This window comes from Variovorax sp. 3319 (assembly GCF_031456585.1).
GTDB lineage: Bacteria > Pseudomonadota > Gammaproteobacteria > Burkholderiales > Burkholderiaceae_C > Variovorax > Variovorax paradoxus_P.
This window is the reverse complement of record NZ_JAVDUZ010000001.1, coordinates 669286-695275: the sequence shown is the minus strand read 5'-3', so window position 1 is coordinate 695275 and position 25990 is coordinate 669286. Positions and strand designations below refer to the sequence as shown.

18 protein-coding genes and 1 tRNA gene are annotated in these 25990 nt (G+C 65.6%); 9 read left to right on the top strand and 10 right to left on the bottom strand.

Going from position 1 to position 25990, the window contains the following annotated elements:
• Positions 1 to 14: 14 nt before the first annotated feature.
• Positions 15 to 752 carry an amino acid racemase gene (locus J2X67_RS03500; RefSeq protein ID WP_309950571.1) on the bottom strand — a complete coding sequence of 246 codons (738 nt, stop codon included), beginning with the start codon at positions 750 to 752 and terminating at the stop codon, positions 15 to 17.
• A gap of 16 nt (positions 753 to 768) precedes the next feature.
• On the bottom strand, positions 769 to 1656 hold the full coding sequence (locus tag J2X67_RS03495; RefSeq protein ID WP_309950570.1) for a transporter substrate-binding domain-containing protein: 888 nt from the start codon (positions 1654 to 1656) through the stop codon (positions 769 to 771).
• 236 nt (positions 1657 to 1892) lie between these two features.
• Between J2X67_RS03495 and J2X67_RS03490 the strand changes: the two genes are divergently transcribed.
• Positions 1893 to 3119: a D-amino acid dehydrogenase gene (locus J2X67_RS03490; RefSeq protein ID WP_309950567.1), complete on the top strand. Its 1227-nt coding sequence runs from the start codon at positions 1893 to 1895 to the stop codon at positions 3117 to 3119.
• Between the two features lie 23 nt (positions 3120 to 3142).
• Here the strand turns inward: J2X67_RS03490 and J2X67_RS03485 are convergent, their stop codons facing one another.
• From J2X67_RS03485 to J2X67_RS03475, 3 genes are read right to left on the bottom strand one after another with little or no spacing between them, the layout of a single operon-like run.
• Positions 3143 to 4045, bottom strand: a complete 903-nt coding sequence (locus J2X67_RS03485) for a LysR substrate-binding domain-containing protein (protein WP_309950565.1) — start codon at positions 4043 to 4045, stop codon at positions 3143 to 3145.
• 3 nt (positions 4046 to 4048) lie between these two features.
• Positions 4049 to 5344 carry a M20/M25/M40 family metallo-hydrolase gene (locus J2X67_RS03480; RefSeq protein WP_309950563.1) on the bottom strand — a complete coding sequence of 432 codons (1296 nt, stop codon included), beginning with the start codon at positions 5342 to 5344 and terminating at the stop codon, positions 4049 to 4051.
• A complete protein-coding gene (locus J2X67_RS03475; protein WP_309950560.1) occupies positions 5341 to 6303 on the bottom strand; it encodes a LysR family transcriptional regulator in 963 nt (320 codons plus the stop codon). The genes J2X67_RS03480 and J2X67_RS03475 overlap by 4 nt, the downstream gene beginning before the upstream one ends.
• Positions 6304 to 6386: 83 nt before the next feature.
• On the opposite strand from J2X67_RS03475, the gene J2X67_RS03470 reads away from it, so the two are divergent.
• Complete coding sequence (locus tag J2X67_RS03470; RefSeq protein ID WP_309950558.1) at positions 6387 to 7934, top strand: MFS transporter; 1548 nt, start codon at positions 6387 to 6389, stop codon at positions 7932 to 7934.
• On the opposite strand, the gene polA is transcribed toward J2X67_RS03470, so the two are convergent.
• A complete protein-coding gene (polA, locus tag J2X67_RS03465) occupies positions 7890 to 10712 on the bottom strand; it encodes a DNA polymerase I (RefSeq protein WP_309950557.1) in 2823 nt (940 codons plus the stop codon). The genes J2X67_RS03470 and polA overlap by 45 nt on opposite strands.
• Positions 10713 to 10809: 97 nt before the next feature.
• On the opposite strand from polA, the gene J2X67_RS03460 reads away from it, so the two are divergent.
• Genes J2X67_RS03460 through J2X67_RS03450 form a run of 3 tightly spaced genes read left to right on the top strand, consistent with a single transcriptional unit; the run spans position 10810 to position 13102 of the window.
• A complete protein-coding gene (locus J2X67_RS03460; RefSeq protein WP_309950554.1) occupies positions 10810 to 11172 on the top strand; it encodes a hypothetical protein in 363 nt (120 codons plus the stop codon).
• A 43-nt stretch (positions 11173 to 11215) separates the two neighbouring features.
• Positions 11216 to 12262, top strand: coding sequence for a homoserine kinase (locus J2X67_RS03455; RefSeq protein ID WP_309950551.1), 1047 nt, complete (start codon positions 11216 to 11218; stop codon positions 12260 to 12262).
• A 9-nt stretch (positions 12263 to 12271) separates the two neighbouring features.
• Positions 12272 to 13102 (top strand): BPSS1780 family membrane protein, encoded by an 831-nt coding sequence (locus J2X67_RS03450; protein ID WP_309950549.1) that lies wholly within the window; start codon positions 12272 to 12274, stop codon positions 13100 to 13102.
• Positions 13103 to 13135: 33 nt separating this feature from the next.
• On the opposite strand, the gene J2X67_RS03445 is transcribed toward J2X67_RS03450, so the two are convergent.
• From J2X67_RS03445 to J2X67_RS03435, 3 genes are all read right to left on the bottom strand, one after another.
• Positions 13136 to 14644, bottom strand: a complete 1509-nt coding sequence (locus J2X67_RS03445; protein WP_309950546.1) for a DUF3999 domain-containing protein — start codon at positions 14642 to 14644, stop codon at positions 13136 to 13138.
• 26 nt (positions 14645 to 14670) lie between these two features.
• Entirely contained in the window at positions 14671 to 18483 is a 3813-nt protein-coding gene (locus J2X67_RS03440; RefSeq protein WP_309950544.1) for a DUF2339 domain-containing protein, read from the bottom strand.
• A 121-nt stretch (positions 18484 to 18604) separates the two neighbouring features.
• A complete protein-coding gene (locus J2X67_RS03435) occupies positions 18605 to 21016 on the bottom strand; it encodes a UvrD-helicase domain-containing protein (protein WP_309950542.1) in 2412 nt (803 codons plus the stop codon).
• Between the two features lie 205 nt (positions 21017 to 21221).
• On the opposite strand from J2X67_RS03435, the gene J2X67_RS03430 reads away from it, so the two are divergent.
• Entirely contained in the window at positions 21222 to 22199 is a 978-nt protein-coding gene (locus J2X67_RS03430; RefSeq protein ID WP_309950541.1) for a GMP reductase, read from the top strand.
• 24 nt (positions 22200 to 22223) lie between these two features.
• On the opposite strand, the gene J2X67_RS03425 is transcribed toward J2X67_RS03430, so the two are convergent.
• Positions 22224 to 23090 (bottom strand): alpha/beta hydrolase, encoded by an 867-nt coding sequence (locus tag J2X67_RS03425; RefSeq protein WP_309950539.1) that lies wholly within the window; start codon positions 23088 to 23090, stop codon positions 22224 to 22226.
• 102 nt (positions 23091 to 23192) lie between these two features.
• On the opposite strand from J2X67_RS03425, the gene J2X67_RS03420 reads away from it, so the two are divergent.
• From J2X67_RS03420 to J2X67_RS03410, 3 genes are all read left to right on the top strand, one after another.
• Positions 23193 to 23268, top strand: a tRNA-Ala gene (locus J2X67_RS03420).
• Positions 23269 to 23574: 306 nt separating this feature from the next.
• A complete protein-coding gene (locus J2X67_RS03415; protein WP_309950538.1) occupies positions 23575 to 25263 on the top strand; it encodes a histidine kinase in 1689 nt (562 codons plus the stop codon).
• 25 nt (positions 25264 to 25288) lie between these two features.
• Complete coding sequence (locus J2X67_RS03410; protein ID WP_309950536.1) at positions 25289 to 25978, top strand: response regulator transcription factor; 690 nt, start codon at positions 25289 to 25291, stop codon at positions 25976 to 25978.
• Positions 25979 to 25990 lie beyond the last annotated feature (12 nt).

Below are 25990 nucleotides of genomic sequence, written 5' to 3'. Positions count from 1 at the left end.
GTGACCTAAAGTTTTCAGTCGCGATAAGCGCGGCGGGCCAATGCGGCGGCCAGCACCTGCGCCGGATCGACCAGGTTCAGGCCCGCAACCGCGGCCGAGCCCTGCAGCCCGAGCGGCACCTCGGTGCAGCCCATGATGATGGTGACCGGCCCGTGGCGTTCCGCGAGCCGCAGTGCCACCTGCGAAAAACATTCTTCTGCAAGCCGCATGTTTCCGGCCTTCACGCCGTCGAAGATGCCGCGCGTGATGATGCGGCGCTCTTCCTGCAGCGGCACAAGGCAGTCGAGCCCCGCTTCGGCCAAAGCCTGCTCGTACAGGCGCACGCGGTAGGTGCCTTCGGTGGCCATCAGCGCCACATTGCCCGCCCCTTGCGCGGCAAGATGCTGCGCCACCTCGCGTGCCATGTGCAGCAACTCCACTTGGGGAAAACGTTCCTGCAGCCGGGCATGCCAGGCATGCGCGGTGTTGCAGGCAATGGCCACGGCCTGGCTGCCCAGCGCGGCCAGCCGCCCCAATGCCTGCAGCATCGGCTCGAGCGGCTGGTGCGCGCCGTTGTCCGCCGAGCCCAGCGCATGGGTGCGGTCTGGCACCGGCACCTGCGCCAGCCAGTGCTCCGGAAAAGACTGGTCACGCACCGGCTCCCCGCGTGCCTGCATCTGCTGGGCGCACGCCTGCACGAAGAGCCGGACGAAGTCCGCCCCCGCGGCAGGGCCCATGCCGCCCAGAATGCCGACTACGTTGGTTGAAGCCATTGCGCGGTTTCGTTGATCAGGTCGCCGGCTTGTCGGAAGGAGCCTTGATGTTGTCCTTGAGCTGCTGGCTCATGGGCAAATTCAGCGGCATGTTCTTCGGCGGGATCGGCGACATGAACCACTTGGTGTAGAGCTTCTCGAACTCGCCGCTCTTCATCAGGCCGGTGAAGGTGTCGTCCACCAGCTTCTTGAAGGCCGGGTCGTCCTTGGGCAGCATGCAGGCATAGGGCTCGACCTGCAGCGCCTCGCCCACCACCTCGTAGTCGGCCGGGTTCTTGGCGTTGGCAATCAGGCCGAACAGCAGGATGTCGTCCATGGCAAACGCAACCGCGCGGTCGCTTTCCACAAGCAGGAAGGCGTCGGCGTGGTCTTTGCCGAGCACGATGTCCATGTCGAGATTCTTCTCGGTGTTGTACTTGCGCATGACCAGCGCATTGGTGGTGCCGGTGGTGCTGGCCACGGTCTTCTTGGCAAGGTCTGCGTAGTCCTTGATCTTGGAAGACTTCTTGGTCAACAGGCGCGTGCCCGTGTAGAAATGGTTGACGGCAAAGGCCACGTCCTTGCCGCGCGCGGTGTTGTTGGTAGTGGAGCCGCACTCCAAGTCGACCGTGCCGTTGGTAATCAGCGGAATGCGGTTCTGCGACGTCACCGGCATCAGCTGCACCTGAAGGTTCGGCTTGTTGAGCTTTTTCTTCACCGCCTCGACCACCGCGTTGGAGAGCTCGACCGAGAACCCGATCGGCTTGTTGGGGCCGTCCAGGTAGCTGAAGGGCACCGACGACTCGCGGTAGGCGAGCGTGATCTTGCCGGACTCGGCGATCTTGGCCAGCGTGTCGGCGGCCTGGACGCCGGTAGCGGAAAGCAGCACCACGGCAGCGGCGGCCATCAATGCGGAGAGTTTCATGCGAGCCTTCTTCAGTTGGTTGAACAGAGCGGCCAGTGTAAGAAGGAGTGACACAGCGCGACAATTCCAAATGAACCCTAGGTCATACCTAAAGGTTATGGACTAGGCCGGCCGGAACGCGGCCATGCGCTTTGGCTATGGTGTACCGCGCTTTTGGCATTTCCGGGCATTCGCGTGTGCCCCTACATTCACCGCACCCTCTCTTTCTCAATGTCCTTCTTCCGAAAGTTGCCTCCATGCATGTGTGTGTGCTCGGCGCCGGCATCGTGGGCCTGGCGACCGCCTGGCAGCTCGAACGCCGGGGTCATCAGGTTACGGTGATCGACCGCGCCACGCCTGGGGCCGGCGCGAGCGGCGGCAATGGCGCCCAACTCAGTTATTCGTATGTGCAGCCGCTGGCCGACGCGTCGATCTGGCGGCAGCTGCCCAAGCTGCTGCTTTCGCCAAGCTCACCGCTCAAGCTGCGGCCCCAGCTCGATCCGTTGCAGTGGCGCTGGGGCCTGGAATTTCTTGCCGCCTGCAACGCCGAGACCTCGCGCGACACCACCTCGCAGTTGCTGGCGCTTGCCGCATCGAGCCGGGCAGAGTTCGAAACCATGCGCGCCGAACTGTCGCCCGATTGCGATTTTTCCGCGACCGGCAAGCTGGTGCTCTACAGCAATGCATCGTCGCTCGAAAGCGCGCGGGCCCAGCTCGAGCTGCAGCGCACGATGGGCAGCAAGCAGCGCATGGTTGCGCCGCATGAATGCGTGGCAATCGAGCCCGCGCTCGAAAGCTACCGCGGCCAGATCGCGGGCGCGGTCTACACACCGAGCGAATGCGCGGCCGACTGCCTCAAGGTATGCGCCGAACTCATGGGCGCGCTGCGGGCGCGCGGCGTGCGTTTTCTGCTCGGCACCGACGTACATGGCTTTGCGCGCGATGGTGCGCGGGTGGCAGCGGTGAAATCCAGCGAAGGCGATATCGACGCAGACGCCTTCGTGATGGCCCTGGGTTCGGCCTCGCACAAGCTCGGGCGTGCGCTCGGCGCCTACCTGCCGGTGTACCCGCTCAAGGGCTACAGCATCACGGTCGAGGTCGACCCCTCGCCCGGCGCCGCGCCCAGGGTGAACGTGACCGACAGCGCACGCAAGGTGGTGTTCGCACGCATCGGGTCGCGCCTGCGGGTGGCGGGCATGGCCGAACTCGTGGGGCACGACGCGAGCATTCCGGCCACGCGCATCGAAACACTGGCAGCCGCAACGCGCGCGGTGTTTCCGCATGCGAGCCGGCTGGAAGAACTGCATCCGTGGACCGGCATGCGGCCCGCCACGCCGAAGGGCCTGCCGATCATCGGACGGCTCGCAAGCGCGCCGTCGAACATGCTGTTCAACACCGGGCACGGCGCATTGGGCTTCACGCTGGCCTTCGGCTCCGCGCGGCGGATTGCCGAAGCACTGGAGCCCGCGGCGGCATTGGCTTGAAACCCGGCGGGCGGCAGGCGCCTTCAGCTGCCCTGCTCTATCGCCTCGCGCATGCAGCGGGTAATGCCGCGAACCGCCACTGAATCGGGCCGCCCCGCAAAGCGCAGCGCGCGCACCGGCACCGGAATGTGCGGCTCCAGTGCCAGCACCTCGACTTTGGTACTGTCGGCCGAACGTGCCGTGCAGGCATCGACCAGCGCCACGCCCAGCCCATGGTGGGCCATCGACAGCGCTGCGTGATAGGTCTGCACCGTGACCACCGCCTGCTGAAAACCCACGCCCGCCTGGCGGCAGGCCTGGCTCAGGCTGGTGCCCACGGGGTCGCGGCTGTCGAGCCCGATCACGGGGCGGTCGACCAGGTCATGCAGCGCCACCGAACCGTTGCGCACCAGCGCACGCGGGAGCATGCCCTTGGGCGCAATGCACACCATGCGCGTATCGGCAAGCGTCTCTTGCGTGAGCGAGGGGTGCACCGCGGGGCTGAAGACAAAGCCCACGTCGGCCTCTTGCAGCAGCAGCGCCGACATGATCTGCGGCGAATGCAGCGATTCGACCGTGATCGAATAGCCCGGATGCTTTTCGCGAAAGGCCTTGAGCGCGCGCGGCAGCACCTCGTAGCTCAGTGCCAGCACGCTCAGGATGCGAAGCTCGCCGGTGTCGCTGCCCGCGCGCAGGTTGGCCGCAAGGCGCTGCACCTCGTCCAGCTGCGCAAACAGCCGCTCGATGTGCGGGTACAGCGTGAGCGCCTCGGTGGTCGGTGTGAGCCGGCCCTTGGCCCGCTGGAACAACGGAAAACCCAGTTGCAGCTCGGCATGCTGCAGCGTGCGGCTCACCGCCGGCTGCGTGATGTTGATGAGCCGCGCCGCCGCGCTCACGCTGCCCGTGAGCATGATGGCGTTGAAGACCTCGATATGGCGCAGCCGCATCGATCAGTTGCCGATCTTGTTGCGCGAAAGGTCCATCACCATGCGCGTGGCAAGGTACAAGCGCGGCTCGATGGAATCGACCAGCACGTATTCGGCATCGGCCGAGTGCGCGCCAAAGCCCTGCAGGCCGAAGCGCTCGACCACCGGGGCCTTGGTCTTGAGGGCGGCAAAGGCCGCATCGGTACCGCCGCCGGCGGCCTTGTCGTCTGCGCCCAGCGGCTTGCCCACTTCGTCCTTGTAGATGCGCTGCGCGTGCGCGGCAAGCGCGCGCGAGGCCTCGGTGGCTTCGAGCGGCGGACGGCGGCGCTCGAACTTCAGTTCGACCTTGGCCTCGGGAATCAGCTGTTTCTTCACACGCTCCTGCACTTGCTGTTCGATGCGGTCGTAGTCGCTCACCTTCAGCACGCGCACGTCGGCGCTGGCCGTGGCGCTGGCCGGAATCACGTTGCGGTTGCTGCCCGATTTCGAAATGGTCCAGTTCATCTTGAGGCCCGTTGCCGGATCGGACAGGTCGCGCATCTGCAGCACCTGGTGCGAGAGTTCGTAGAGTGCGTTCACGCCAAGCTCGGGCGCAGAGCCCGCATGCGAGGCCTTGCCCGCGACGTTGAGCGTGACCGAGGCAATGCCCGCGGTGGCAAGCGAGAGCTTGTCTTCCTTGATCGAGGCGCCTTCGAACGACAGCACCGCATCGTGCTCGCCACCAAGCCGCGTAATGAGCGCGCGCGAACCGGGCGAGCTGATTTCTTCGTCGCCGTTGATCAGCACGGTGAGCGTGCCGTATTCCTTGAACTTGAGCGCTTGCAGCATTGCCACCGTGTGGATGATGACCGCCACGCCCTGCTTGTCGTCTGCAATGCCGAGGCCGTATGCCTTGTCGCCTTCGACACGGAACGGCTGCTTGTTGAGCATGCCCACGGTGTAGACCGTGTCCATGTGCGCAATGAGCATGATCTTTTTCTTGCCCGTGCCCTTGAAGGTCGCGCGCACGACGCGGCCTATTTTTTCAGGCGTGTCGTCCATGCGGTAAGCCTCCGCGCTGGGGTCGATGAACTCGACCTCGCCGCCCAGCGCCTTGAGCTTGCCGGCAATGAGATCGGAGATCTTTTCGAGGCCTTCCAGGTCGCGGCTGCCGGACTCGATGCCGACGAGCTGCGACAGCGAATCGAGCAGCGGCTGCTTCTGCTCGGCCGCCAGCGATGCAATGCGTGCGTCGGGCGCGGCCACTGCGGCCTGGCAGGCTGCGGCAATCAAAAGTGCGCCGCCTGCGCGGCACCAGGAACGAACGGGGAACTGGATCATGAATGGCTTCCTTGTATTTTTCTGGTCCGCGCGGCAGGTACCGCGCGGTCTTGGCATTCTTCCATGCAGGCCGGCATTGCGGCGACCAGCGCATCGACTGCGCAGCGCGTCTTCGCAGGCATGTGGCGCGAGCGCGGCCACAGCACATGGATGGGCATGGCCGCGGCCCGGTGGTCGGCCAGCACGGGCTCGAGTTGTCCGGATTGCACGTAGCGTGCCAGCAGCCAGTTCGGCAGCCATGCCACTCCGGCACCGGCGATGGCCGCATCGGCCACCGCCTGCAGGTCGTTCAGCCGCGCATGCCAGGGCAGGTGCACGGTGTGCGGGTGGCCTTGCGGGTCGCGCAGTTCCCAGCGCTGCGAATGGCCCGGGCCGCAATAGTCGATGCCCCGGTGCTGCGCCAGCGCAGCCACGTCCGCCGGCCGTCCGAAGCGCGCCAGATAAGCCGGCGCGGCTGCGAGCAGCATGGTCTGCTCGCCAAGGCGGCGGGCCACCAGCCGGTCGCTGTCGGGCAGCTCGCCGATGCGCACCGCAAGGTCGTAGCCCTCCTGCACCAGGTCGACCGTGCGGTCGCTGATGGCAATGTCCACCTGCAGTTGCGGATAGCGCTCGATAAGGCCCAGCAACGCCGGCGCCGCGTGGTGATGGCCGAAGGCCAGCGGCAGGCTGGCGCGCAGGCGGCCGCGCGGCTCGCGCCGGCCGCTTTCGAGCCCCGACTCGGCCGCCTCGAGCTCGGCCTCTGCGCGCAGGCAGTGCTCGTAGTAGGCCTGCCCCTCCTCCGTCAGGCTCTGGCTGCGCGTGGTGCGCTGGAGCAGGCGCACGCCGAGCCGCGCCTCCAGCCGTGCAAGCGCCTTGCCCACGGCCGAACGCGTGAGGTTCAGCCGCTCGGCCGCGAGCGTGAGGCTGCCGCTTTCCACCACCTCGAGAAAGGTCTGGATGCCATCGAAACGGTCGGTCATGGCACGGGATTGTGCCTTTCGATTCCCGAATCTGCCGACGCAATGTCCTCAATGAAGAACCCCTGTCCCGTCAAGATGGCGGCATGACACCTTCTTCAACTCGTTCAACCACCGACCGGCGCCGCGATGCCGTCGCACTCACCGCCGTCTGCCTGGTCGCCCTCATGTTCGGTCTCGAAATCTCCAGCGTCCCCGTGATCCTGCCGGTGCTCGAGCGCGTGCTGCACGCCGACTTTCTGGATGCGCAATGGATCATGAACGCCTACACCCTGGCCTGCACCTCGGTGCTGATGGCCGCAGGCACGCTTGCCGACCGGTATGGCCGCCGCCGCGTGCTGGTGGCCAGCCTGTGGCTGTTCGGGCTCGCATCGCTGGCATGCGGCTGGGCGACGAGTGCGCCGCTGCTGATTGCTGCCAGGTTTGTGCAGGGCGTGGGTGCAGGCGCCATGATGATCTGCCAGTTCGCCATCCTCTCGCAGCAGTTTCGCGAGCCGGCGGCGCGCTCACGCGCTTTTGCAGTGTGGGGCGTGGTGGCGGGCATCGGGCTGGGCTTCGGTCCGCTGGTGGGCGCCGCCATCGTGGCGCTGGCCGATTGGCGCTGGGTCTTCCTGGTGCACGCCCCGCTGACGCTGCTCACGCTGGGCCTGGTGCGCGCAAGCGTGCAAGAGTCGCGCGACCCCGACGCACACCGGCTGGACATGGCGGGCATGTTCACGCTCACGCTTGCGGTGTTCGCGCTGGTCTGCTTCATCACGCTGGGCACAGTGCAGGGTTTTGCAAATGCGTTGGGGCTGGCTCTGCTGGCCGTTGCGCTCGTGAGCGTGGGGTTGTTCATTGCGGCGGAGCGGCGCAGCGCGCATCCCATGTTCGACTTTTCGGTCTTCCGCATCCACCGATTCAACGGCGCGCTGATGGGCTCGATGGGCATGAACTTCAGCTTCTGGCCGTTCATGATCTACCTGCCGATCTACTTTCAGTCGGCGCTCGGCCACGACCTGATGCACGCGGGCTGGGCGCTGCTGGCCTATACCCTGCCCACCTTGCTGGTGCCGCCGCTGGCCGAACGACTGGCGCTGCGCCATGGTGCCGAGCGGGTGATTCCAGGCGGTCTCGGCCTGATGGCGTTGGCCTTCCTGCTCATGGCCGCGGGCAACGCACACGGCAGCGACACGTTGGTGATTGCCGCCTGCCTGGTTGCGGGCATCGGCCTCGGGCTCACGAACTCGCCTGTTACCAACACCAGCACCGGCGCAGTGTCGGCAGCGCGCGCGGGCATGGCCTCGGGCATCGACTTCAGTGCGCGGCTGATCACCCTCGCGTTGAACATCGCGCTGATGGGCTTCGTGCTGGTGAGCGGCATCGCGCGCCATCTGGGTGACGCCCGCCCGGGCGCCGGGCCCGAAGAACTGCTGCAAATGGCGCAGGCGGTTGCGGCGGGCAAGCTCGACACCCTGCCCGACGCAGCAAGCTCCGCGCTCGCTCAAGCCGCCCTGCGCCAGGGCTTTGGCGAGGTGATGCTCTACGCCGGCATAGGCGTGGGGCTGCTTGCACTGGCGAGCCGCGCCTTCTTCAGGCGCAGCCGGCGCTCAGTGTGCCTTGTCCCAGTTGGGGCCGATGCCGATCTCCGCTAGCAGCGGTACCTTCAGATCGGCCACGCCAGCCATCAGGCGCGGGATTTCGGTGCGCACCCATTCGACCTCGGCTTCGGGCACTTCGAACACCAGTTCGTCATGCACCTGCATGATCATCCTGGTGGCGCGCTTCTCGGCATCGAGCACGTCTTGCACCTTGATCATGCTGAGCTTGATCAAGTCGGCCGCCGTGCCCTGCATGGGCGCGTTGATGGCCGCGCGCTCGGCACCGCCGCGCCGCGGGCCGTTGGGCGAATTGATCTCGGGCAGGTACAGGCGCCGGCCGAACACGGTTTCGACGTAGCCCTTTTCCTTGGCCAGCGCCTTGGTCTCGTCCATGTATGCCTTCACGCCCGGGTAGCGCGCGAAGTAACGCTCGATGTAAGAGGCCGCGGCCTTGGTCTCGATGCCCAGGTTGCGCGCCAGCCCGAAGCTGCTCATGCCGTAGATGAGCCCGAAGTTGATCACCTTGGCATAGCGGCGCTGCTCGCTCGACACCTGGTCCGGCGTGGAGCCGAACACCTCCGCTGCGGTGGCGCGGTGCACGTCGATGCCTTCGCGGAACGCACGCAGCAAGGACTCGTCGCCGCTGATGTGCGCCATGATGCGAAGTTCGATCTGCGAGTAGTCGGCACTCGCGATCACGCTGCCGGCCGGCGCAATGAAGGCCTCGCGCACACGGCGGCCTTCGGGCGTGCGGATCGGAATGTTCTGCAGGTTGGGATCGTTGCTCGAGAGCCGCCCCGTAACCGCCACTGCCTGCGCATAGTGCGTGTGCACGCGCCCGGTGCGCGGGTTGGCAAGCTGGCCGAGCTTGTCGGTGTACGTGCCCTTGAGCTTCGACAAACCCCGGTGCTCCAGGATCTTGGCCGGCAGCGGGTAGTCCTCGGCCAGTTTCTCGAGCACTTCTTCGTCGGTGCTGGGTGCGCCGCTCGGCGTTTTCTTGACCACGGGCAGGCCCAGCTTGGTAAAGAAGATCTCGCCGATCTGCTTGGGCGAACCCAGGTTGAAAGGCTGCCCTGCAATCTCGTAGGCCTCTTGCTCGAGCGCCATGATGCGCGTGCCGAGCTCATGGCTTTGTGCGGCGAGCGTGGGTGCATCGATCAGCACGCCGTTGCGCTCCACGCGGTAGAGCGCCTCGCTCGAATCCATTTCCAGCTGGTAGATGAAGCGCAGCTTTTCGTCGCGCTCGATCTGGGGCCACAGCGCCAGGTGAACATCGAGGGTCTGGTCGCTGTCTTCACACGAATATTCGGCAGCCTTGGCAATCTCGACCTGGCTGAACGGAATCTGGTGCGCACCCTTGCCGCACAGGTCTTCGTACGAAATGCCGCTGCGCCCCAGGTGACGCTCGGCCAGGCTCGCCAGCCCATGCGGGCGGTGCGCTTCGAGCACGTAGCTTTGCAGCATGGTGTCGTGCGCGTAGCCCTGCACCTCGATGCCGTGGTTGGCGAACACGTGGCGGTCGTACTTGATGTGCTGGCCAAGCTTTTTCTTTGCCGGGTTTTCGAGCCACGGCCGGAGCTTTGCAAGCACTTCGTCGATGGGCAGCTGCGCGGGCGCATCGCCGTAGTTGTGCGCCAGCGGAACATAGGCCGCCTCGCCGGGCTCCACGCTGAAGCTCACGCCCACGATCTGCGCGACCATTTCGTCGAGCGACGTGGTTTCGGTGTCGATGGCGGCCAGGTCGGCGGCCTCCAGCCTTGCGAGCCAGCTGTCGAACTGCTCCCAGGTCGTGATGGTTTCGTATTTCAGGTTGCTCGCGGGCGATGCAGCCTCGATGGCCCCGAGATTGGACGATTCATCGAACAGGCCGCCCTGGTCGGCACTCGCAGCGCCGCCGCGGGCCTGCTGCTTCTTGATGTTTTCTTCGATGAGCTCGGGCGGCACTTCCATTGCCTCGAGCGACTTGACCAGGCTCTTGAAGCCGAACTTCTCGTAGAAGGGCTTGAGCTCGGCCGTTTGCGGCGCGCCCACGGGCAGCCCTTCGAGCGAAGGCAGGCCGGTAACGTGCCCGGCGAGGTCGCAATCGGTGCGAATGGTGACCAGCTGGCGGCTCAAAGGCAGCTTGTCCAAAGCCTTGCGGAGGTTCTCGCCGGCTTGTCCCTTCACCTCTGCGGCGCGTTCGATCAGCGCGTCGAGCGAGCCGTATTCGAGCAGCCACTTGGCGGCTGTCTTGGGGCCGACCTTCTCGACGCCGGGCACGTTGTCGACCGCGTCTCCCACCAGCGTCTGGTAGTCGATCATCAGGTTGGGCGGCACGCCGAACTCGGACGTGACACCCGCCACGTCGCGCTTCTTGCCGTTCATCGTGTCGATGATGGTGATGTGCTCGTCCACCAGCTGGCTCAGGTCCTTGTCGCCGCTGGATACGATCACTTCGACCCCCTGCGCCGCCGCCGTCTTGGCGAGCGTGCCGATCACGTCGTCGGCCTCGATGTCGGGCACGCAGAGCACGGGCCAGCCCATGAGCTTCACCACCTGGTGGATGGGCTCGATCTGGCTGCGCAGGTCGTCGGGCATGGGCGAGCGGTTGGCCTTGTATTCGGGATACAGGTCGTCGCGAAACGTCTTGCCCGGCGCGTCGAAGATGCAGGCCGCGTAGTCGGCGCGAACCTCGCGGCGCAGCGCGGTCATCATGTTGATCATTCCGCGGATGGCGCCGGTGGCGGGGCTCTTCGGATCGCCCGGCACGGCCCGCAGGTCGGGCATGGCGTGGAAGGCGCGGTAAAGATAGCTCGAGCCATCGACGAGCAGCAGCGTTTTCTTGTCGGTCATCAGGCCATTTTGCCGTGCCCGGCGCAGCGCCCGGAACCACGGCGGTGCGCGCTGCAAACCGACACCTCGAAAGCGGCGCCAAGCCTACAATCCTTGCATGCCTAGCCCCACACTCCTGGTCGCCCGCCGCATTCTGCTGGCGCTGGCCTTTGCCGCTCCTTTTGCCGCCGTTCAGGCGCAGTCCGCACCCGCCCGGGCGCCTGTACCGGCCGAGCCGCTACAAAATCAGGAGCAACCCGACGGCCGACGCAACCAGAAGGTCGAGCACATCCACACGGAAGACAGCGGCGCATCCGTCGATGAAGTCCGCTATGGCGGCCGCACGCAAAGCATCAATGTGAAGCCCAAGGCCAACGTGCCCGGCTACGAAGTGCTGCCCAACGACGCAGGCAGCGCACGCCCGGGCTCGGCCGACTCCAACGGCAACGGCCCGCGCGTCTGGAACGTGATGAAGTTCTGACCGTGCTGCGCCTTCAATCGGCAGCACAACGCTGAGCACCGCCATGGCAGTTTTTACCGAAGTCGAATTCGGCGAGGCAGACGCGCTCGTGCAGCGCCTGGGCCTTGGCCCCTTGCGCGAGCTGCGCGGCATCGAGGGTGGCATCGAGAACACCAACTACTTCGCAACCACCGAAACCGGCGAGTTCGTGCTGACGCTGTTCGAGCGACTGCACGCCGAGCAGCTCCCCTACTACCTTTGTCTCATGAAGCACCTGGCCGGCCGCGGCTTGCCGGTGCCTGAGCCCGTGGCCGACCCCGCCGTTGCGCCGCCTTCGGGCCATGCGCTCACCATTGCCGCAAACGCCCCCTGCGAACTGTTGCTCAAGGTGGCTGGCAAGCCTGCCGCGCTGGTGCAGCGGCTCTCGGGCCGCAGCGAACTGGCGCCGGGCAGCGCGCATTGCGCCCAACTGGGCGAAATGCTGGCGCACATGCACATCGCGGCGCGCGACTTTCCGCGCATCCAGCCCAACCTGCGCGGCCTTGCGTGGTGGAACGAAACCGTACCGGTCGTGCTGCCATACGTCGACGAATCGCAAGCAGCACTGTTGCGCGCAGAACTCGCCTACCAGAACCACGTGGTCGAGTCGTCCGCCTACGCCGCACTGCCGCGAGGCCCGGTGCACGCCGACATGTTCCGCGACAACGTGATGTTCGCAACCGGCGAAGACGCCGGCGCGGCACCTCGCCTGACGGGCGTGTTCGACTTCTACTTTGCGGGCGCCGACACCTGGCTGTTCGACCTGGCCGTGTGCCTGAACGACTGGGCCATCGACCTGCCGACGGGCGAACACGATGCCGAACGCGCGGATTCGCTGCTGTCCGCCTACGAAACCGTGCGCCCGCTGAATGCGTCCGAGCGCGCGCTGCTGCCCGCCATGCTGCGCGCCGCGGCCCTGCGCTTCTGGATCTCGCGGCTTTGGGACTTTCATCTCCCGCGCGAAGCCAGCATGCTGAAGCCGCACGATCCGGCGCACTTCGAGCGCGTGCTGCGCGGGCGCGCCTCCCATCCGCATGCCATGGCGCAATCGCTCGAGCCGCTGGCCGCCTGACCTTAAAAGATGAAACTCAATCTCGTGCCGGCGCGAACCGGCGCTACGTGGGTCCGCCTCGGGCTCAAGACCTTCTGGCGGCAACCGCTCGCCTTCATTTCGCTGTTCTTCCTGCTGATGGCGCTGATCTCGACGGTGTCGCTGCTGCCGTTGCTCGGCAGCGTGCTGGCGCCGGTGCTGCTGCCCTTCATGACGCTCGGGCTGATGGTGGCAACCTCGGTCGCCTGCACCGACAACGCAGAAGGCGTTGGCACCGCCGGCCACGCGCAGCGCCCCACGGGCTCCGCCATGTTCGTGGCGGTGGTTGCCGCCATGCGCACCGAATGGCGCTCGCTGGTCAAGCTGGGGGTGATCTCGGCGGTGTACTTCGTGTTCGCCGTACTGCTGACGTCGTTCATCGACGGCGGGCAGTTGGCGAAGGCGTATCTGCTCGACGAGGCACTGACGCCCGAGATCATGGCAAGCAGCGACTTCCAGGTAGCGCGCATGTTCCTGATGTGCCTCAACCTGCCGCTTTCGCTGGCCATGTGGCATGCACCGGCGCTTGTGCACTGGCACGGGGTGGAGCCGGTAAAGAGCATCTTCTTCAGCGTGGTTGCGGTGTTTCGCAACTTCGGCGCCTATGCGCTGTTCGGCCTGGCCTGGCTTGGCGTGTTCCTTCTCGCCGGCATTGGAATGGGCCTGGTTGCCACGGTGCTAATCGGCGTCGGCTCCGGGGGGGGAGGCGGCGCCGCCGCAGCCATGGGCAACATACTGATCGTGGGCTCTGCGCTGGTGCTCGCAGCCATGTCGATGAGCTCCACCTGGTTCACCTTTCGGGACAGCTTCGACCCGAACTGAGGCGATCTCAGGCCCGCAGGCCTGAGCTTTCAGTCAGCCGGTTGCCGCCCGGTCCTTGCGCAAGCTCGCAAAAAGCGACCATGCCATGGCGGCCAGCAGCAGGAAGCCGACGCCCAGCGCTCCCCACAGCCACCACTTGCGAGAGGGATCCGGCTGCGTGGGCACCGGCAGTTGCGCGGCCGCAGCCACCACGGCATCGACCACTGCAACCGGCGGCGGCGGCAATGTGACGGTGGCGCGGTCTGCCGCGACGGGCTTGCTCGGGTCGTACCCCGGCAGCAGCGTAGCCAAGGCCAAGGCCGCGCCGGGCACACCGCCTTGCACCGCGTTCTTTAGCGGCGCCGTGCTCCATGCGAGCGAGAACGGTGCGGCACCTTGCGCAAGGAACACCAGCGTGCGCGGCGTGGCCGCAACTGAAATCGCCGGAGGCGTTGCGCCGAGCAGGCTCACCGGCCCCGAGGTGCGAATCCGCAGGTGCGAATAGCTTGTGCCGTCGAGCGCCAGCACCGGCGAGCGCGCTTCGCCGCCCGACTGCGCCAGGCGATACACAACGGTGTCGAGCAGCGGCACTTCACCCGGCATGCCCGTAGAGGACGACGGCGGCCGGCGCTGCTGGTGCCGCAACGCATACAGCGGATTGCGCGGAACGCGCGCCGGCTCGGCGGCAGGCGCGGGAATGGCAGCGAGCAAGCCCGAAATCCCGACCTGGGCCAGCGTGTTGACGTCCGCCAGGTCGATGCGCAGGCTTTCGACCGGAACACCGCGCGGCAACGCATAGTCGCAATGGTCGGTGCCGCAGCGCTCGGGCCTGAGCGCGGCCGACCATTCGAGCGGAGCAACCGGTTCGATCTCTTGCACGCTGTCGATCGAAACGCCGGTCAACGGTGCGCCGTTATTCGGGTCACTCCACCGCAGCCGCAGAAAACGCGCCTGCACGTTGTCCAGCTCGACGGCCAACCGCTCGATGGTCTGTCCGCCATGGGCCAGCCGGATGAGTTGCTCTTCGCCCCCGATCGGTCGCCAGTGGCGCAGGTCGTCGCTGGCCTCGAGCCTGAATGCGAACAACCCGCGCGCCTCGGGCGCCATGTCGAAGCGCGCCTGCAGCAGGCTGCCTTTTAGTTGGCTCGCGTCGATGAGCCATTGGGCCGCCTCGGCTTGCTTGCGCGCCGGCTTGCGGGCAAGCGCCAGGGAGCCGTCGGGCCGCACCCTGAAGCTCAGCGCGGCATCGTCGGATGCGTCCGCCGAGCCTGCGGTACTTGCAGGCAGCGCAAAGATCGGCACCTCCTTCGACGCAAGGCGGGGCTCAGCGGCTTCGCTGCGCAGCCATGCATAAGGCACCGCGCTGCCAGCTGAATTGCGCACCCGCAGATCGCGCAGATCGCCGTATGCGGCGTGGGCATAAATGCCGAGCGGCAGCGTGAGCCGGTAGTACGGTCCGTTGCCTTGCAAGGCAACGGGCGCAGTTGCGGTCGCGGCAGTCTGCGCGCGGGCAGCACCGAACCACGCCGTTGCCAGCACCACGGCAAGACCAAGTTGCGCCACGTGGCGCGATCGTTTCGCCCCCGGCTTCATGCTGCATCTCCTTGCGGCAACACATCTTTCTCCATTTCGATTTTCTTAGGCGGCACGGGGGCGAAATAACCTACCAGCAGCAGCAATGCACCCACCGCAATGAACGACACGATGCGGAACAGACCGCCCCTGTCCGCCAGTTCGACGAAGAACAATTTCAGCACCACAACGCCCAGCAGCGCGGCGCCGCCGACCCAGAGCGTGCGCACGCCGCGAGAGTGGCCGAGCACCATTGCGATCACGCCGCAGATGGCCCATGTAATCGACAGCGCCGCTTGCGTGAGCCACGATGCATAGAGCGCATCGAAACGCCATTCGACGCCCGCATAGTGATGGCAGCTGCGAAGCACTGCACCGGTCAGCAGCGCAAGGCCGGTAACGCCGAGCACACCCCTGGCCACCATCGGCTGCACGCGCGCGAACGACCCCACGGGCAAGGCTCGCCACCAGAGCACCAGCGCAAACAGCACCAGCCACTGCGCAAGTTCGAGCGGGTTCAGCAGCGGCACATAGGGCAGCGGCGCAGCGTTGCCCGGGCTCGTGCCGTTGGTGACCCAGACCCACGCGAGCAGGTAGGCCGCCACCGGCATCGCCGCGAATTCCAGGTACGCTGCCCGATACTCGGCCAGCGGCCACCGCTGCAACAGGGCGCGCGAACGCAGCAGCCACAACGCAACCGCGGGCACGATGGCCCAGCCAAGCAACTGCCAGCTCGACCACTCTGCGCCGATGCGGCCGAGCTGCCATTGGCACTCGCGCGCAGCAAGCAGCAAGAAGAACCAGAAGCCCGCCACGTGGAACGGCACCAGCGCCGCAGGAGCAAGCCAGCGCTTCTGTGCGTGCAGCAACCGCAGGTGCCACAGCAGAGCCAGCGGCCAGGCCGCCCAGCCCAGGGCGCCCGAAGGCACATAGACGAGCGGTGCGGCCAGGGCAACGCCCCAGGCGGCGATCAGCACAAGGCTAGGCAACGTTGCCAGCGTGGCGCGGCCAAGCTGTGGCCAGCCGCGCCGGTGCGCCACCACCGCAGAAATAACGGAGGTGACGAGCACGATGGCGAGCGCAGCCGCGGCCAGATAGGCGGCCAAGCCGTTGCGGCGCAGCACCTCGGCGGCTTCGCCGAGCCAGCCGAAGAGCCACCAGCCCAGGCCCCAGATCACCGGCGCCCACAGCACGACCGGGTTGGCGCACCAGTCGTTGATCCAGCGCGTGCGCCTGGCGGTTGTGGTGCCTTCGGTCGCACGCCGCCATGCCTCGCTGCTCATCCATGCGCCGGCCAGCAAGGCTGCGAGCCCCAGCACCACCGGTGTCCAGAAACCCAGGTGCGCAAAAGCCGATGGCGGGATATTGCCGTGGTAGATCAGGACCTGGTCGAAAACGTAGAGCACCGCAGAGACAACCTGCAGCAGGCCCGCCAGTGCGGCGAGCGGCTTGTGCGCAATGCGCAGCGCCACCCAGAGCACGACCGTGGCCGTAAGCGGCCACAGCAGAGCGGCCTGCGCAAGGCTCACCTGGAACAGCATCGCGAGATGCAGCAAGCTCACGCCGACAATTGCAGCAATGGCATTGCCGAGCGACCACACCGGCGGGATGCCCCGCGCAAGCGCGGCGCGGTGCGCCTGCAGCATCGACCACGCGGCGCTGCCGAGCAGGCTCAGTGCAATGAGGCTTGCCGCCACGGCGCCCTGCCAGCCGCTTGCGAGCACCTGCTCCCCGCTGCCGGCTACATCGGCCGCGCGATGAAGGGTGGCGATGAAACCGGCCACCGCCAGCGCTTGCATTCCGTAGGTCACAAAAGCAAGCGGCCTGAGCATGAAACGCACCGCCACCGCAAAGGTGATGGACACCAGCACCGCCGTTGCCGCGGCCGCCCACGGCGGAGTGAACCATTGCCACAACAGCAGCGTGAGCGCACCCATGCCGAGCCACGGCAAGGCAGTACCCACCAGCGCTTCCCAGCCGTTGCCTTCATCGAGCCTGGCGCGCCGGTGAATGGCCCACATCGCAAAGGCGCTCACCGCCACCAGCAGCGGGCCGATCACCGAGCCCTGCAGCAGCGGATGCCCCGGCGCCGCATCGAGTTGGGTGGCTTCGAGCAGCTTCCACACCGCGCCGGCAAACACCAGGAACGAGAAGGCCCGCGCATACATGCGCCCTTGCCGTGCGCCCAGCCAGTACATGCCTGCCGCTTCGACGGCCCAGGCCGCGCCCGTCCACCGGCCTTCGAAGCCGAGCGGAATGGCAAGCGTGCCGAAGATCACCCCCACGATGGCGTAGGCCTCCGCAAGCAAGGCCAGGCCCTTGGGTTGCGTGGCGAACACCAGCCGGCCGAGCACCAGGTAGAAGGCTGAAAGCGCCATGGCCGAGAAGGCGGCGCCGTATTCCCACGGCTGCATCAGCAGGTACTGCATGCCGAACGCGACCATGGGCGTGCCGAACACCAGCGAGCTGTCGACCCGGCCCGCGCGGCGCAGCGTGTCCAGCGCGCGGGCGGCCAGCGGCTGTGCGGGCTGCACGGGTGCGTCGAACAGCGTGCGGCGCGCGAAGAGCAGGCCCACCGCGACGAACATCAGGAAAAACACCAGCAGGAAAGGCTGCACGATGCCGTACTGGTCGTCTGTGTAGTACTTGTGCGCCCAGCCCGCGGCAAGCGTGAAAGTGCCGACAAAGCCGATGAGGTTCAGCACCCGCCAGGCCTTGAACCAGGCGATCAGCACAATGCCGACGTCGAGCACCAGCAGGTACGTGAAGAGCCCCATCGGGCGGTTCTGCCCCGTGGATGCGAGCACCGGCGCAGCAAAGCCCTCGAGCGCCGCAACAATGGCCAGCACCGGCGCGTTCTGCAGCAGCGCCAGCACCGCGCTGAGCACGGCCACGCCGAACAGGAAAGCGAAGCCGGCCGTGGGTGGCAGCAGCTCATGAACCTTCATGGCCGCGAGCGTCGTGAGATAGAAAATGCCGATGCCGGCACCCTGCAGGATGAGAGCGTAGCCGGTGCGCTTGCGGCGCAGGAACCAGCCCAGGGCCAGCAGGCCCGCGCCCACCAGTGCGACGGCTGCATAGCGCAGCTCGACTGGCACCGTCACGCGCTCGGCGGTGTAGCGCAGCAAGAAGGCAAGCCCCAGGAACAGGATCAGCACGCCGAGCTTCACCAGCATGTTGCCGCCGAAGATCAGGTTGGCGATGGGTGCGGGCAGACGGTCGCGCAGCGGAATTGCGGGTGGGGGCGGCGGTGGCGGGAGGCGCCGGGGCACTGGCACGGCAACCGGTGGTTTGGTTGGGACAGGCGCGGGAACTGGCTCGGCAACTGCGGGCGGCGTGGCCGGAATCGAGGCACGTGCTGCGGCGGCTGCGGCTGCGGCCGCCTGGGCGGGCCGGGCGATGGGGTTCGGCGTGGCTGGCGTGACAGGGGCGGCTGGGGTGGCCGGCATCGCTTGCGGAACCGGCTGCGCTGCCGACGTGGCAGCGGCGCTTGCTGCCGAGACAGGCTGCGCATCGTCGGGCATCGCCTCGCCAGCGCCCTGCGTGAGCCGCCGCTCGAGCATGCTCACGCGCTGTTCGAGTTCGGCCACGCGTTGCTGCAGCTTCAGCATGCCGCCCGCCGGGGCCGTTGACGCAGCGGTGCCGGACGGGGATGCAATGCCGGGAGGCTGCGCGCGCTCGGCCTCGGTGCGCTCAGGCTCCGCGGTGCTCTTCTTGCCGACGATTTTCGGCAATGCGAACGCGCCGACGACCGCCAATATCAGCGCAGCCGGAATCGACTCGGCCAAGGCCCCTATGAAAAGGCCGGCAATCATGCCAATGAACCACATCCTCAGCTCCCCTTGTTTTGGCGAGCATGGAGTGTACGGCGATTGCCTTGTTAGAAACCGCCGCAAACGCCCGTGGCTATTGCAAGGTCAGCTATTTGTTTAATAGCAAACCTGACAGCTCTTACACCGGCGTGAGCTTGGCCACCGACAGCGCGAGCCACTTCACGCCGTGCCGTGTGAACTTGACCTGCGCGCGTGCGTCGTCGCCCGTGCCTTCGAGCGACAGCACCGTGCCTTCGCCGAACTTGTTGTGGAACACCTGCATGCCCGAGCGAAGGCCGTGCGACGGCGCAGTTTTCTGCGGCGGCACGGGCGGGCTGGCGAACGTGTCCTTGCTGCTGCCATAGCCGCTACCGCCGCTGTAGCTGCCGCCGCCGCCGCCGCCGCGCGTGCTCGCATAGCCGCCGCCGTAGCCGAAGGCCGACGGCGTGAACGCCTGGTTCTTCGGCGTAAGCCACTTGAGCGCGCCTTCAGGCAACTCTTCGAAGAAGCGGCTCTTGACGTTGTAGCGCGTCTGGCCGTGGAGCATGCGGGTTTGCGAATGGCTCAGGTACAGGCGCTTGCGTGCCCGCGTAATCGCCACGTACATCAGGCGTCGTTCTTCCTCGAGGCTTTCGAAATCGCTCATCGAGTTTTCGTGCGGAAACAGGCCCTCTTCCATGCCGGTGATGAACACGCAATCGAACTCCAGCCCCTTGGCCGCGTGCACGGTCATCAGCTGGACGGCGTCCTGCCCGGCCTGCGCCTGGTTGTCGCCCGACTCGAGCGCCGCATGCGTGAGGAATGCGGCCAGCGGGCTCAGCGTTTCGCCGGTTTCTGCATCAGGCGCGAGCGGCTCGTCGACAACGGGGCGGGTCAGGTCGATGCCCTGGCTTGCGGGGGACTGCCGCAGTTCGTCGACCGGCAACGCCACGGCGTCGCGGCCGAAGCCTTCCTGCGTGACGAAGCTCTCGGCCGCGTTTACCAGTTCTTCCAGGTTTTCTATGCGGTCGGCGCCTTCGCGATCGGCCTTGTAGTGTTCGACGAGGCCGCTGTGGTCGAGCACCAGTTCAATGATCTCGCGCAAGCTGACGCCCTGCGTCTGCTCGCGCAGCACGTCGATCTTGGCCACGAAGGCCGTCAGGTTTGAGCCCGCCTTGCCGCCGACGGCATGCACCGCGTCGTGCAGCGAACGCCCCGCCGTGCGCGCCGCGTCCTGCAGTTGCTCGAGCGTGCGCGCGCCAATGCCGCGTGGTGGAAAGTTGACCACCCGCAGAAAGCTGGTGTCGTCGTCCTTGTTCTCGAGCAGGCGCAGATAGGCAAGCGCATGCTTGATTTCAGCGCGCTCGAAGAAGCGCAGACCACCGTACACGCGGTACGGCACCGAGGCATTGAAGAGCGCCGTTTCAATCACCCGGCTCTGCGCATTGCTGCGGTAGAGCACAGCCATTTCCTTGCGGTCGAAGCCATCGCGCACGAGTTGGCGCATTTCCTCGACCATCCACTGCGCCTCGGCCAGGTCGGTGGGCGATTCGTACACGCGCACCGGCTCGCCCGGGCCCTGGTCGGTGCGCAGGTTCTTGCCCAGGCGCTTCTTGTTGTGGCTGATCAGCTCGTTGGCCGAATCGAGAATGTTGCTGTAGCTGCGGTAGTTCTGCTCCAGCTTGATCTGGTGCTGCACATCGAATTCGCGCACGAAGTCGGCCATGTTGCCCACCCGCGCACCGCGAAAGGCGTAGATGCTCTGGTCGTCGTCGCCCACCGCAATCACGCTGTTCTGGCCCGGCGTGAACTGGCCGGCCACGGTGTTGCCCGAGAGCATCTTGATCCACGCGTACTGCAGGCGGTTGGTGTCCTGGAACTCGTCGATCAGGATGTGGCGAAACCGCCGCTGGTAGTGCTCGCGCACCGGATCGTTGTCGCGCAGCAGTTCGTAGCTGCGCAGCATGAGCTCGCCAAAATCGACCACGCCTTCGCGCTGGCACTGTTCTTCATAGAGCTGGTACAGCTCGACCTTCTTCCGGTCGTCGTCGCTGCGGATCTCCACGTCGCGCGGGCGCAGCCCGTCTTCCTTGGCGCCGGCAATGAACCATTGCGTCTGCTTGGCCGGAAAACGCTCGTCGTCCACGTTGAACTGCTTCATCAGCCGCTTGATGGCCGAAAGCTGGTCTTGCGTGTCGAGAATCTGAAAGGTGGAAGGCAGGTTGGCCAGCTTCCAGTGCGCGCGCAAGAGGCGGTTGCACAGGCCGTGGAAAGTGCCGATCCACATGCCCCGCACATTGACGGGCAGCATGGCCGTGAGCCGCGTCATCATTTCCTTGGCGGCCTTGTTGGTGAAGGTCACGGCCAGGATGCCGCCTGCTGAAACCTGGCCGGTTTGCAGCAGCCAGGCGATGCGGGTGGTCAGCACGCGCGTCTTGCCCGATCCGGCACCGGCCAGGATGAGGGCGTTGCCCGCGGGGAGAGTGACCGCGGCGCGCTGCTCCGGGTTCAGGTTCTGCAGCAACGGCAGTTCCAGGGGGTTGGCATCAGCCGCAGGTTCGTTAAACAACATCCGTCGATTGTAGAAACCAACCCGTATGCGGGTTATATGAAGAACCGGAAGACCCCCCTTTGCGAGACTGCGTAAAATCAATCACCGGGCCCAAGTTTCTTGCGTCCGGTTTTTTGTGGGCGTTTTCTTTTCGAAGCGCCACGGAAACCGGCCGGACCAAGCGCTCATTCGTTTTTTTCAACGATTCCTTTTCAGGAGCCTGGTCATGCAGATTTTCGATTACGACAACATCCTTTTGCTTCCGCGCAAATGCCGCGTGGAAAGCCGTTCCGAGTGCGACACCAGCGTAACGCTGGGCGCGCGCAGCTTCCGCCTGCCGGTGGTGCCGGCCAATATGAAGACGGTGGTCGACGAGTCGATCTGCCTCTGGCTCGCGCAGAACGGCTACTTCTACGTGATGCACCGCTTCGACCTGGACAACGTGAAGTTCGTCAAGGAAATGCAGGGCAAGGGCGTGTTTGCGTCCATCTCGCTGGGCGTGAAGAAGCCCGACTACGACACGGTCGACCAGCTGGTGGCACAGGGGCTCGTGCCCGAATACATCACCATCGACATTGCGCACGGCCACGCCGACAGCGTGAAGAACATGATCGGCTACCTGAAGCAGAAGCTGCCGGGCTCCTTCGTGATTGCCGGCAACGTGGGCACGCCCGAGGCCGTGATCGACCTGGAGAACTGGGGCGCGGACGCCACCAAGGTCGGCATCGGTCCGGGCAAGGTCTGCATCACCAAGCTCAAGACGGGCTTCGGTACGGGCGGCTGGCAACTCAGTGCGCTCAAGTGGTGTGCGCGCGTGGCAACCAAGCCGATCATTGCCGACGGTGGCATTCGCGACCACGGAGACATTGCCAAGAGCGTGCGATTCGGCGCGTCGATGGTGATGATCGGCTCGCTGTTCGCTGGCCACGAAGAGTCGCCGGGCAAGACTGTCGAAGTCGACGGCGTGCTCTTCAAGGAGTACTACGGGTCGGCCAGCGACTTCAACAAGGGCGAATACAAGCACGTCGAGGGCAAGCGCATCCTCGAGCCCATCAAGGGCAAGCTGGCCGACACGCTCGTCGAGATGGAGCAGGACGTGCAGAGCTCCATCAGCTACGCGGGCGGCCGCACGCTGATGGACATCCGCAAGGTCAACTACGTCACGCTGGGCGGCGACAACGCGGGCGAGCACCTGCTGATGTAGGCGCCCTCCTCCGGGGGCCTGAAATCAGGCCTCCAGGAGCTGCACCGCGTGGCGGTGCAATGTGTGGGCCGGATCGGCCAGCGCATCCACAATGCTGAAGTGGTTCAGCCCCGGGAGCGACTCGCACACGGGCACGGCGTTTCGGCCCCATGCCTCACGAATCAAGGCGTTGTGGCGCAAGAACTCTTCGCTTTCATCGCCTCCCACCACCGCATGCAGCTGGCCGCGCGCAGGTGCCGGCCACAGCGCCGGGCTTGCACGCAATGCGTCGGCGTCGCCGAGCTTGAGCACGTTTTCCAGAAAAGGCGTGCGCTGCAGCGGTCGAAGGTCGTACAGGCCAGAAATGGACAGCGCATTGCGAACCAGCTGAGCCGGAAGATCGGGCGAGACGGCTTTCCACGCGCAGGCAAGCAATGCGGCCGCCATGTGGCCGCCAGCTGAATGCCCGGCCACGGTGATGCGCGACGGGTCGGCACCAAACCCTGCGGCATTCCGCCACGTCCACTCGAGGGCCCGCACCATCTGCATGAGGATGCCCGGCACCGTCACCGGCTGCTCCGCTGTTCCCGGGCAGAGCGCGTAATTGGGCATGACCACGCACATGCCGCGATCGTTGAAGGCGGGCGCAATGAAGGAATGATCGCGCTTGTCCATCGCGCGCCAGTAGCCACCGTGAATGAACACCAGCACCGGCGCACCGGGCACCGGCGCGGGAAAAATGTCGAGCGTTTCGTTGATGCCCCGGCCATAGGGCACATCGATGCGACCGGAAAGCGTTTCGCGCGCGGCTGCGGAATCCCTGGCCCAGCGTTCGAAGTACGCGGGGTGGTCTTTTACCCGCGCGAGATTGTTGTACATGCCTTCCAGCCAGGCGGGGTCGTACGAGGCCATTCGGTTCCTGATTCCTTCTTTTTTGAAGATGCGCATCTTGGCGCATCTTCGGCTTGGCGCATGCGCTGCGAGGGGTGTTCTGGTTAAAATCCGGCCTGCGTTGGGGGGGTAGCTCAGCTGGGAGAGCGCCGCGTTCGCAATGCGGAGGTCGTGAGTTCGATCCTCATCCTCTCCACCACCCATACAAAGGGACTCGGATTCTTCCGGGTCCCTTTTTTCTTGCCTGGAACGGTATTGCCCATTGGTTGCTGTTACACAAAGGCAGTAGAAAGTTTTCATTTGGTAACAAAAATGCCAGAGAAACACCAGAAACAAAGTATTGCATTTGACTACCAAAGTAGTAAGGTGAAATCTTCACATTAGTTCTTTGGTTTCAAACGTGAACAGAGCAGCCCCAGTACTCAATCTTCCGGAGCGCCAAGCCTGGCGGGCCTCCGGACACACCAGCGGAGCATGACATTGCTCAACGTACTGGAAAAACGCCGTGCCAGCCAATTCCTTCGACCCGGACTGCGGGACCGACTTCAACCTTACCGCCGATGCGGTCATGGTTGCAAGGATGCGGCTGGTGCTGTCGATCTCCGCCCTGCTGGCGGTCGCGGTTGACGCAGGCGAGGCGCAAGAGGACATAGGCAATATCACCTGGCTGGCCTTTGCCAGCTACCTGGTCTACAGCGTCAGTGTGTACATCTGCACACGCGCGGGCCAGCAGTATTTCCGCGGCAAGGCCATCCACTGGTTCGACGTGCTTTGGTTCACGCTTCTTGTCTTCGTAACGGGCGGGCTCCCGAGCCTTTACTTCCTCTTCTACTTTTTCGTCATCCTCACGTCGTCGTTTCGCTGGGGCTATGAAGAAGGCGCCAGGGTAACGATGGCCTCCGTTGCGTCATTTGCCGTCTGCGGGCTGGCCACGGGCACCGACACCTACACGCCGCAACTGCTCATGCGCACCACGTTCCTGCTGGCGCTGGGGCACATGATCGGCCATTGGGGCGGCTCGAAGGTCGAGCTGCGGCGGCGCCTTTCCCTGCTCGGCCAGGTGAGCCGGCTGTCGAACCCCCGGTTCGGCGTGAACCGCACGATTGCCAGCACGATGGAAAGAACGCTCGATTTCTTCGCGGCGAGCCACTGCATCCTGCTAATGCGCAATTCCGAAACCGGCGCCTGGGTCATGCGCACGCTCAAGGAAGGCGATTCGGCAGACTCCGTCGACGTCGAGACGATCAACCGCATTTCAGATTCGCCCCTCATGGCGTTGGCTGGCGAGCGCATCGTGCTGAACAACCGCCGCCCCTGGCCGCTGAACTGGTTTCGGGCGGAGGGCCACGCCTGCGACCAGCGCAACCACCGCTGGTTTGCGCTGGACGAACACGGTGCGCGTCGCAGCTCGGCCGTTGCCGCAATGCTGGAGGCGCGCTCCTTCATGAGCGCGCCGCTGCCCATGCGGCTGGGCGAAGGGCGGGTCTTCGTGTCGTCGCGCTACGGACAATTCCGCAAGTCCGACGCGCTGTTTCTCGCGCACATCATGGGGCACGTCTTCCCGGTGATCGAAACCATCGAGGTACTGGACCGCATGGCTTCGGAGGCCGCCTCGAAGGAGCGCCTGAAGATTTCGCTCGACCTGCACGACACGGCGATCCAGCCCTATATCGGCCTGAAGCTGGGGCTGAGCGCCCTGCGCAAGAAGGCCACTGCAGACAACCCGCTGATCGACGACCTGGACAAGCTGGCCAGCATGGCCGAAAGCGTGGTGACCGACCTGCGCCGCTATGCGGGCGCTGTAAAGCATGGCGCGGACACCCGCTGCGAGTTCATCCTTCCGCACCTGCACCGGCAAGCGGCACACATCAAGACACTCTACGGGATCGACATTGCGATCCTGCTCGAAAGCGATGTTCACCTGGACGACCGTATGACCGCCGAGGTGCTCCAGCTGGTGCGCGAGGGGCTGAACAACATCTGCAAGCACACGCATGCGCATCGCGGTTGCATCCGCATCAGCTGCGTGGGCGGCAAGCTGCACATCCGGATTGAAAACGAGAGCTGCGGCACGGAGTTCTCAAACTTCCGCCCCCGCTCCATCAGCGAACGCGCGGCCGCCCTTGGCGGGCGAGCGCAAGTCAGCCAGGGCGCCGGCGGCGCCACGGCAGTTCTGGTCGAAATACCCATCTGATGATGAAGAAAGAGCAGGTGCAACCATGCAACCCACAACAAGCCAGCCTATCGGCGTCATGCTCGTGGACGACCACCAGACCATGCTCTGGGGGCTCTCGAGACTGATCGACGGCGAGCAGCCACGCATGAAGGTCGTTGCCACGGCCAACTGCTGCGAGGACGCGCTGGAGCGAACGGGGCAGCTCTCGCCGGATGTGATCGTGCTCGACCTGGACCTGGCTGGCAAGTCGGCCCTGGACATTCTTCCGATGCTGCTGTCGAACGACGTATCGCGTGCGCTCATTCTCACGGGCGAGCGCAGCCAGCAGACGCTGGATCTCGCGGTGCTGCGCGGCGCAAGGGGCGTGCTGCACAAGGATGCTTCGGCGGAGCAGGTGCTCGATGCGATCGAGCGCGTGCACAAGGGTGAGCTGTGTGTCGACCCGCAAGCCATGAGCCGGGTCTTCTCGGAACTGACCGCGCCAAAGAAGCCGGCCAAGGTCAACCCCGAAGCGGCCAAGCTGGCCAGCCTCACGCAGAAGGAGCGGCAGGTCATCCAGGCGGTGGTACAGGGCAGCGGCGCGGCGAACAAGACGCTGGCTTCGCGCCTCTTCGTTACCGAGCACACGTTTCGCAATCACCTCACTTCGATCTACCAGAAGCTGGGCGTGGCGAACCGGCTCGAGCTGTACATCTACGCGATCAAGCACCAGCTGGACGCCGTGCCCCACTGAGCGCGGGGCGCC

What these genes read in the sequence shown, in the direction of transcription:
- J2X67_RS03500 (WP_309950571.1), bottom strand. Translation starts at nt 752, where the DNA reads ATGGCTTCAACCAACGTAGTCGGCATTCTGGGCGGCATGGGCCCTGCC.
- J2X67_RS03495 (WP_309950570.1), bottom strand. Translation starts at nt 1,656, where the DNA reads ATGAAACTCTCCGCATTGATGGCCGCCGCTGCCGTGGTGCTGCTTTCC.
- J2X67_RS03490 (WP_309950567.1), top strand. Translation starts at nt 1,893, where the DNA reads ATGCATGTGTGTGTGCTCGGCGCCGGCATCGTGGGCCTGGCGACCGCC.
- J2X67_RS03485 (WP_309950565.1), bottom strand. Translation starts at nt 4,045, where the DNA reads ATGCGGCTGCGCCATATCGAGGTCTTCAACGCCATCATGCTCACGGGC.
- J2X67_RS03480 (WP_309950563.1), bottom strand. Translation starts at nt 5,344, where the DNA reads ATGATCCAGTTCCCCGTTCGTTCCTGGTGCCGCGCAGGCGGCGCACTT.
- J2X67_RS03475 (WP_309950560.1), bottom strand. Translation starts at nt 6,303, where the DNA reads ATGACCGACCGTTTCGATGGCATCCAGACCTTTCTCGAGGTGGTGGAA.
- J2X67_RS03470 (WP_309950558.1), top strand. Translation starts at nt 6,387, where the DNA reads ATGACACCTTCTTCAACTCGTTCAACCACCGACCGGCGCCGCGATGCC.
- polA (WP_309950557.1), bottom strand. Translation starts at nt 10,712, where the DNA reads ATGACCGACAAGAAAACGCTGCTGCTCGTCGATGGCTCGAGCTATCTT.
- J2X67_RS03460 (WP_309950554.1), top strand. Translation starts at nt 10,810, where the DNA reads ATGCCTAGCCCCACACTCCTGGTCGCCCGCCGCATTCTGCTGGCGCTG.
- J2X67_RS03455 (WP_309950551.1), top strand. Translation starts at nt 11,216, where the DNA reads ATGGCAGTTTTTACCGAAGTCGAATTCGGCGAGGCAGACGCGCTCGTG.
- J2X67_RS03450 (WP_309950549.1), top strand. Translation starts at nt 12,272, where the DNA reads ATGAAACTCAATCTCGTGCCGGCGCGAACCGGCGCTACGTGGGTCCGC.
- J2X67_RS03440 (WP_309950544.1), bottom strand. Translation starts at nt 18,483, where the DNA reads ATGTGGTTCATTGGCATGATTGCCGGCCTTTTCATAGGGGCCTTGGCC.
- J2X67_RS03435 (WP_309950542.1), bottom strand. Translation starts at nt 21,016, where the DNA reads ATGTTGTTTAACGAACCTGCGGCTGATGCCAACCCCCTGGAACTGCCG.
- J2X67_RS03430 (WP_309950541.1), top strand. Translation starts at nt 21,222, where the DNA reads ATGCAGATTTTCGATTACGACAACATCCTTTTGCTTCCGCGCAAATGC.
- J2X67_RS03425 (WP_309950539.1), bottom strand. Translation starts at nt 23,090, where the DNA reads ATGGCCTCGTACGACCCCGCCTGGCTGGAAGGCATGTACAACAATCTC.
- J2X67_RS03410 (WP_309950536.1), top strand. Translation starts at nt 25,289, where the DNA reads ATGCAACCCACAACAAGCCAGCCTATCGGCGTCATGCTCGTGGACGAC.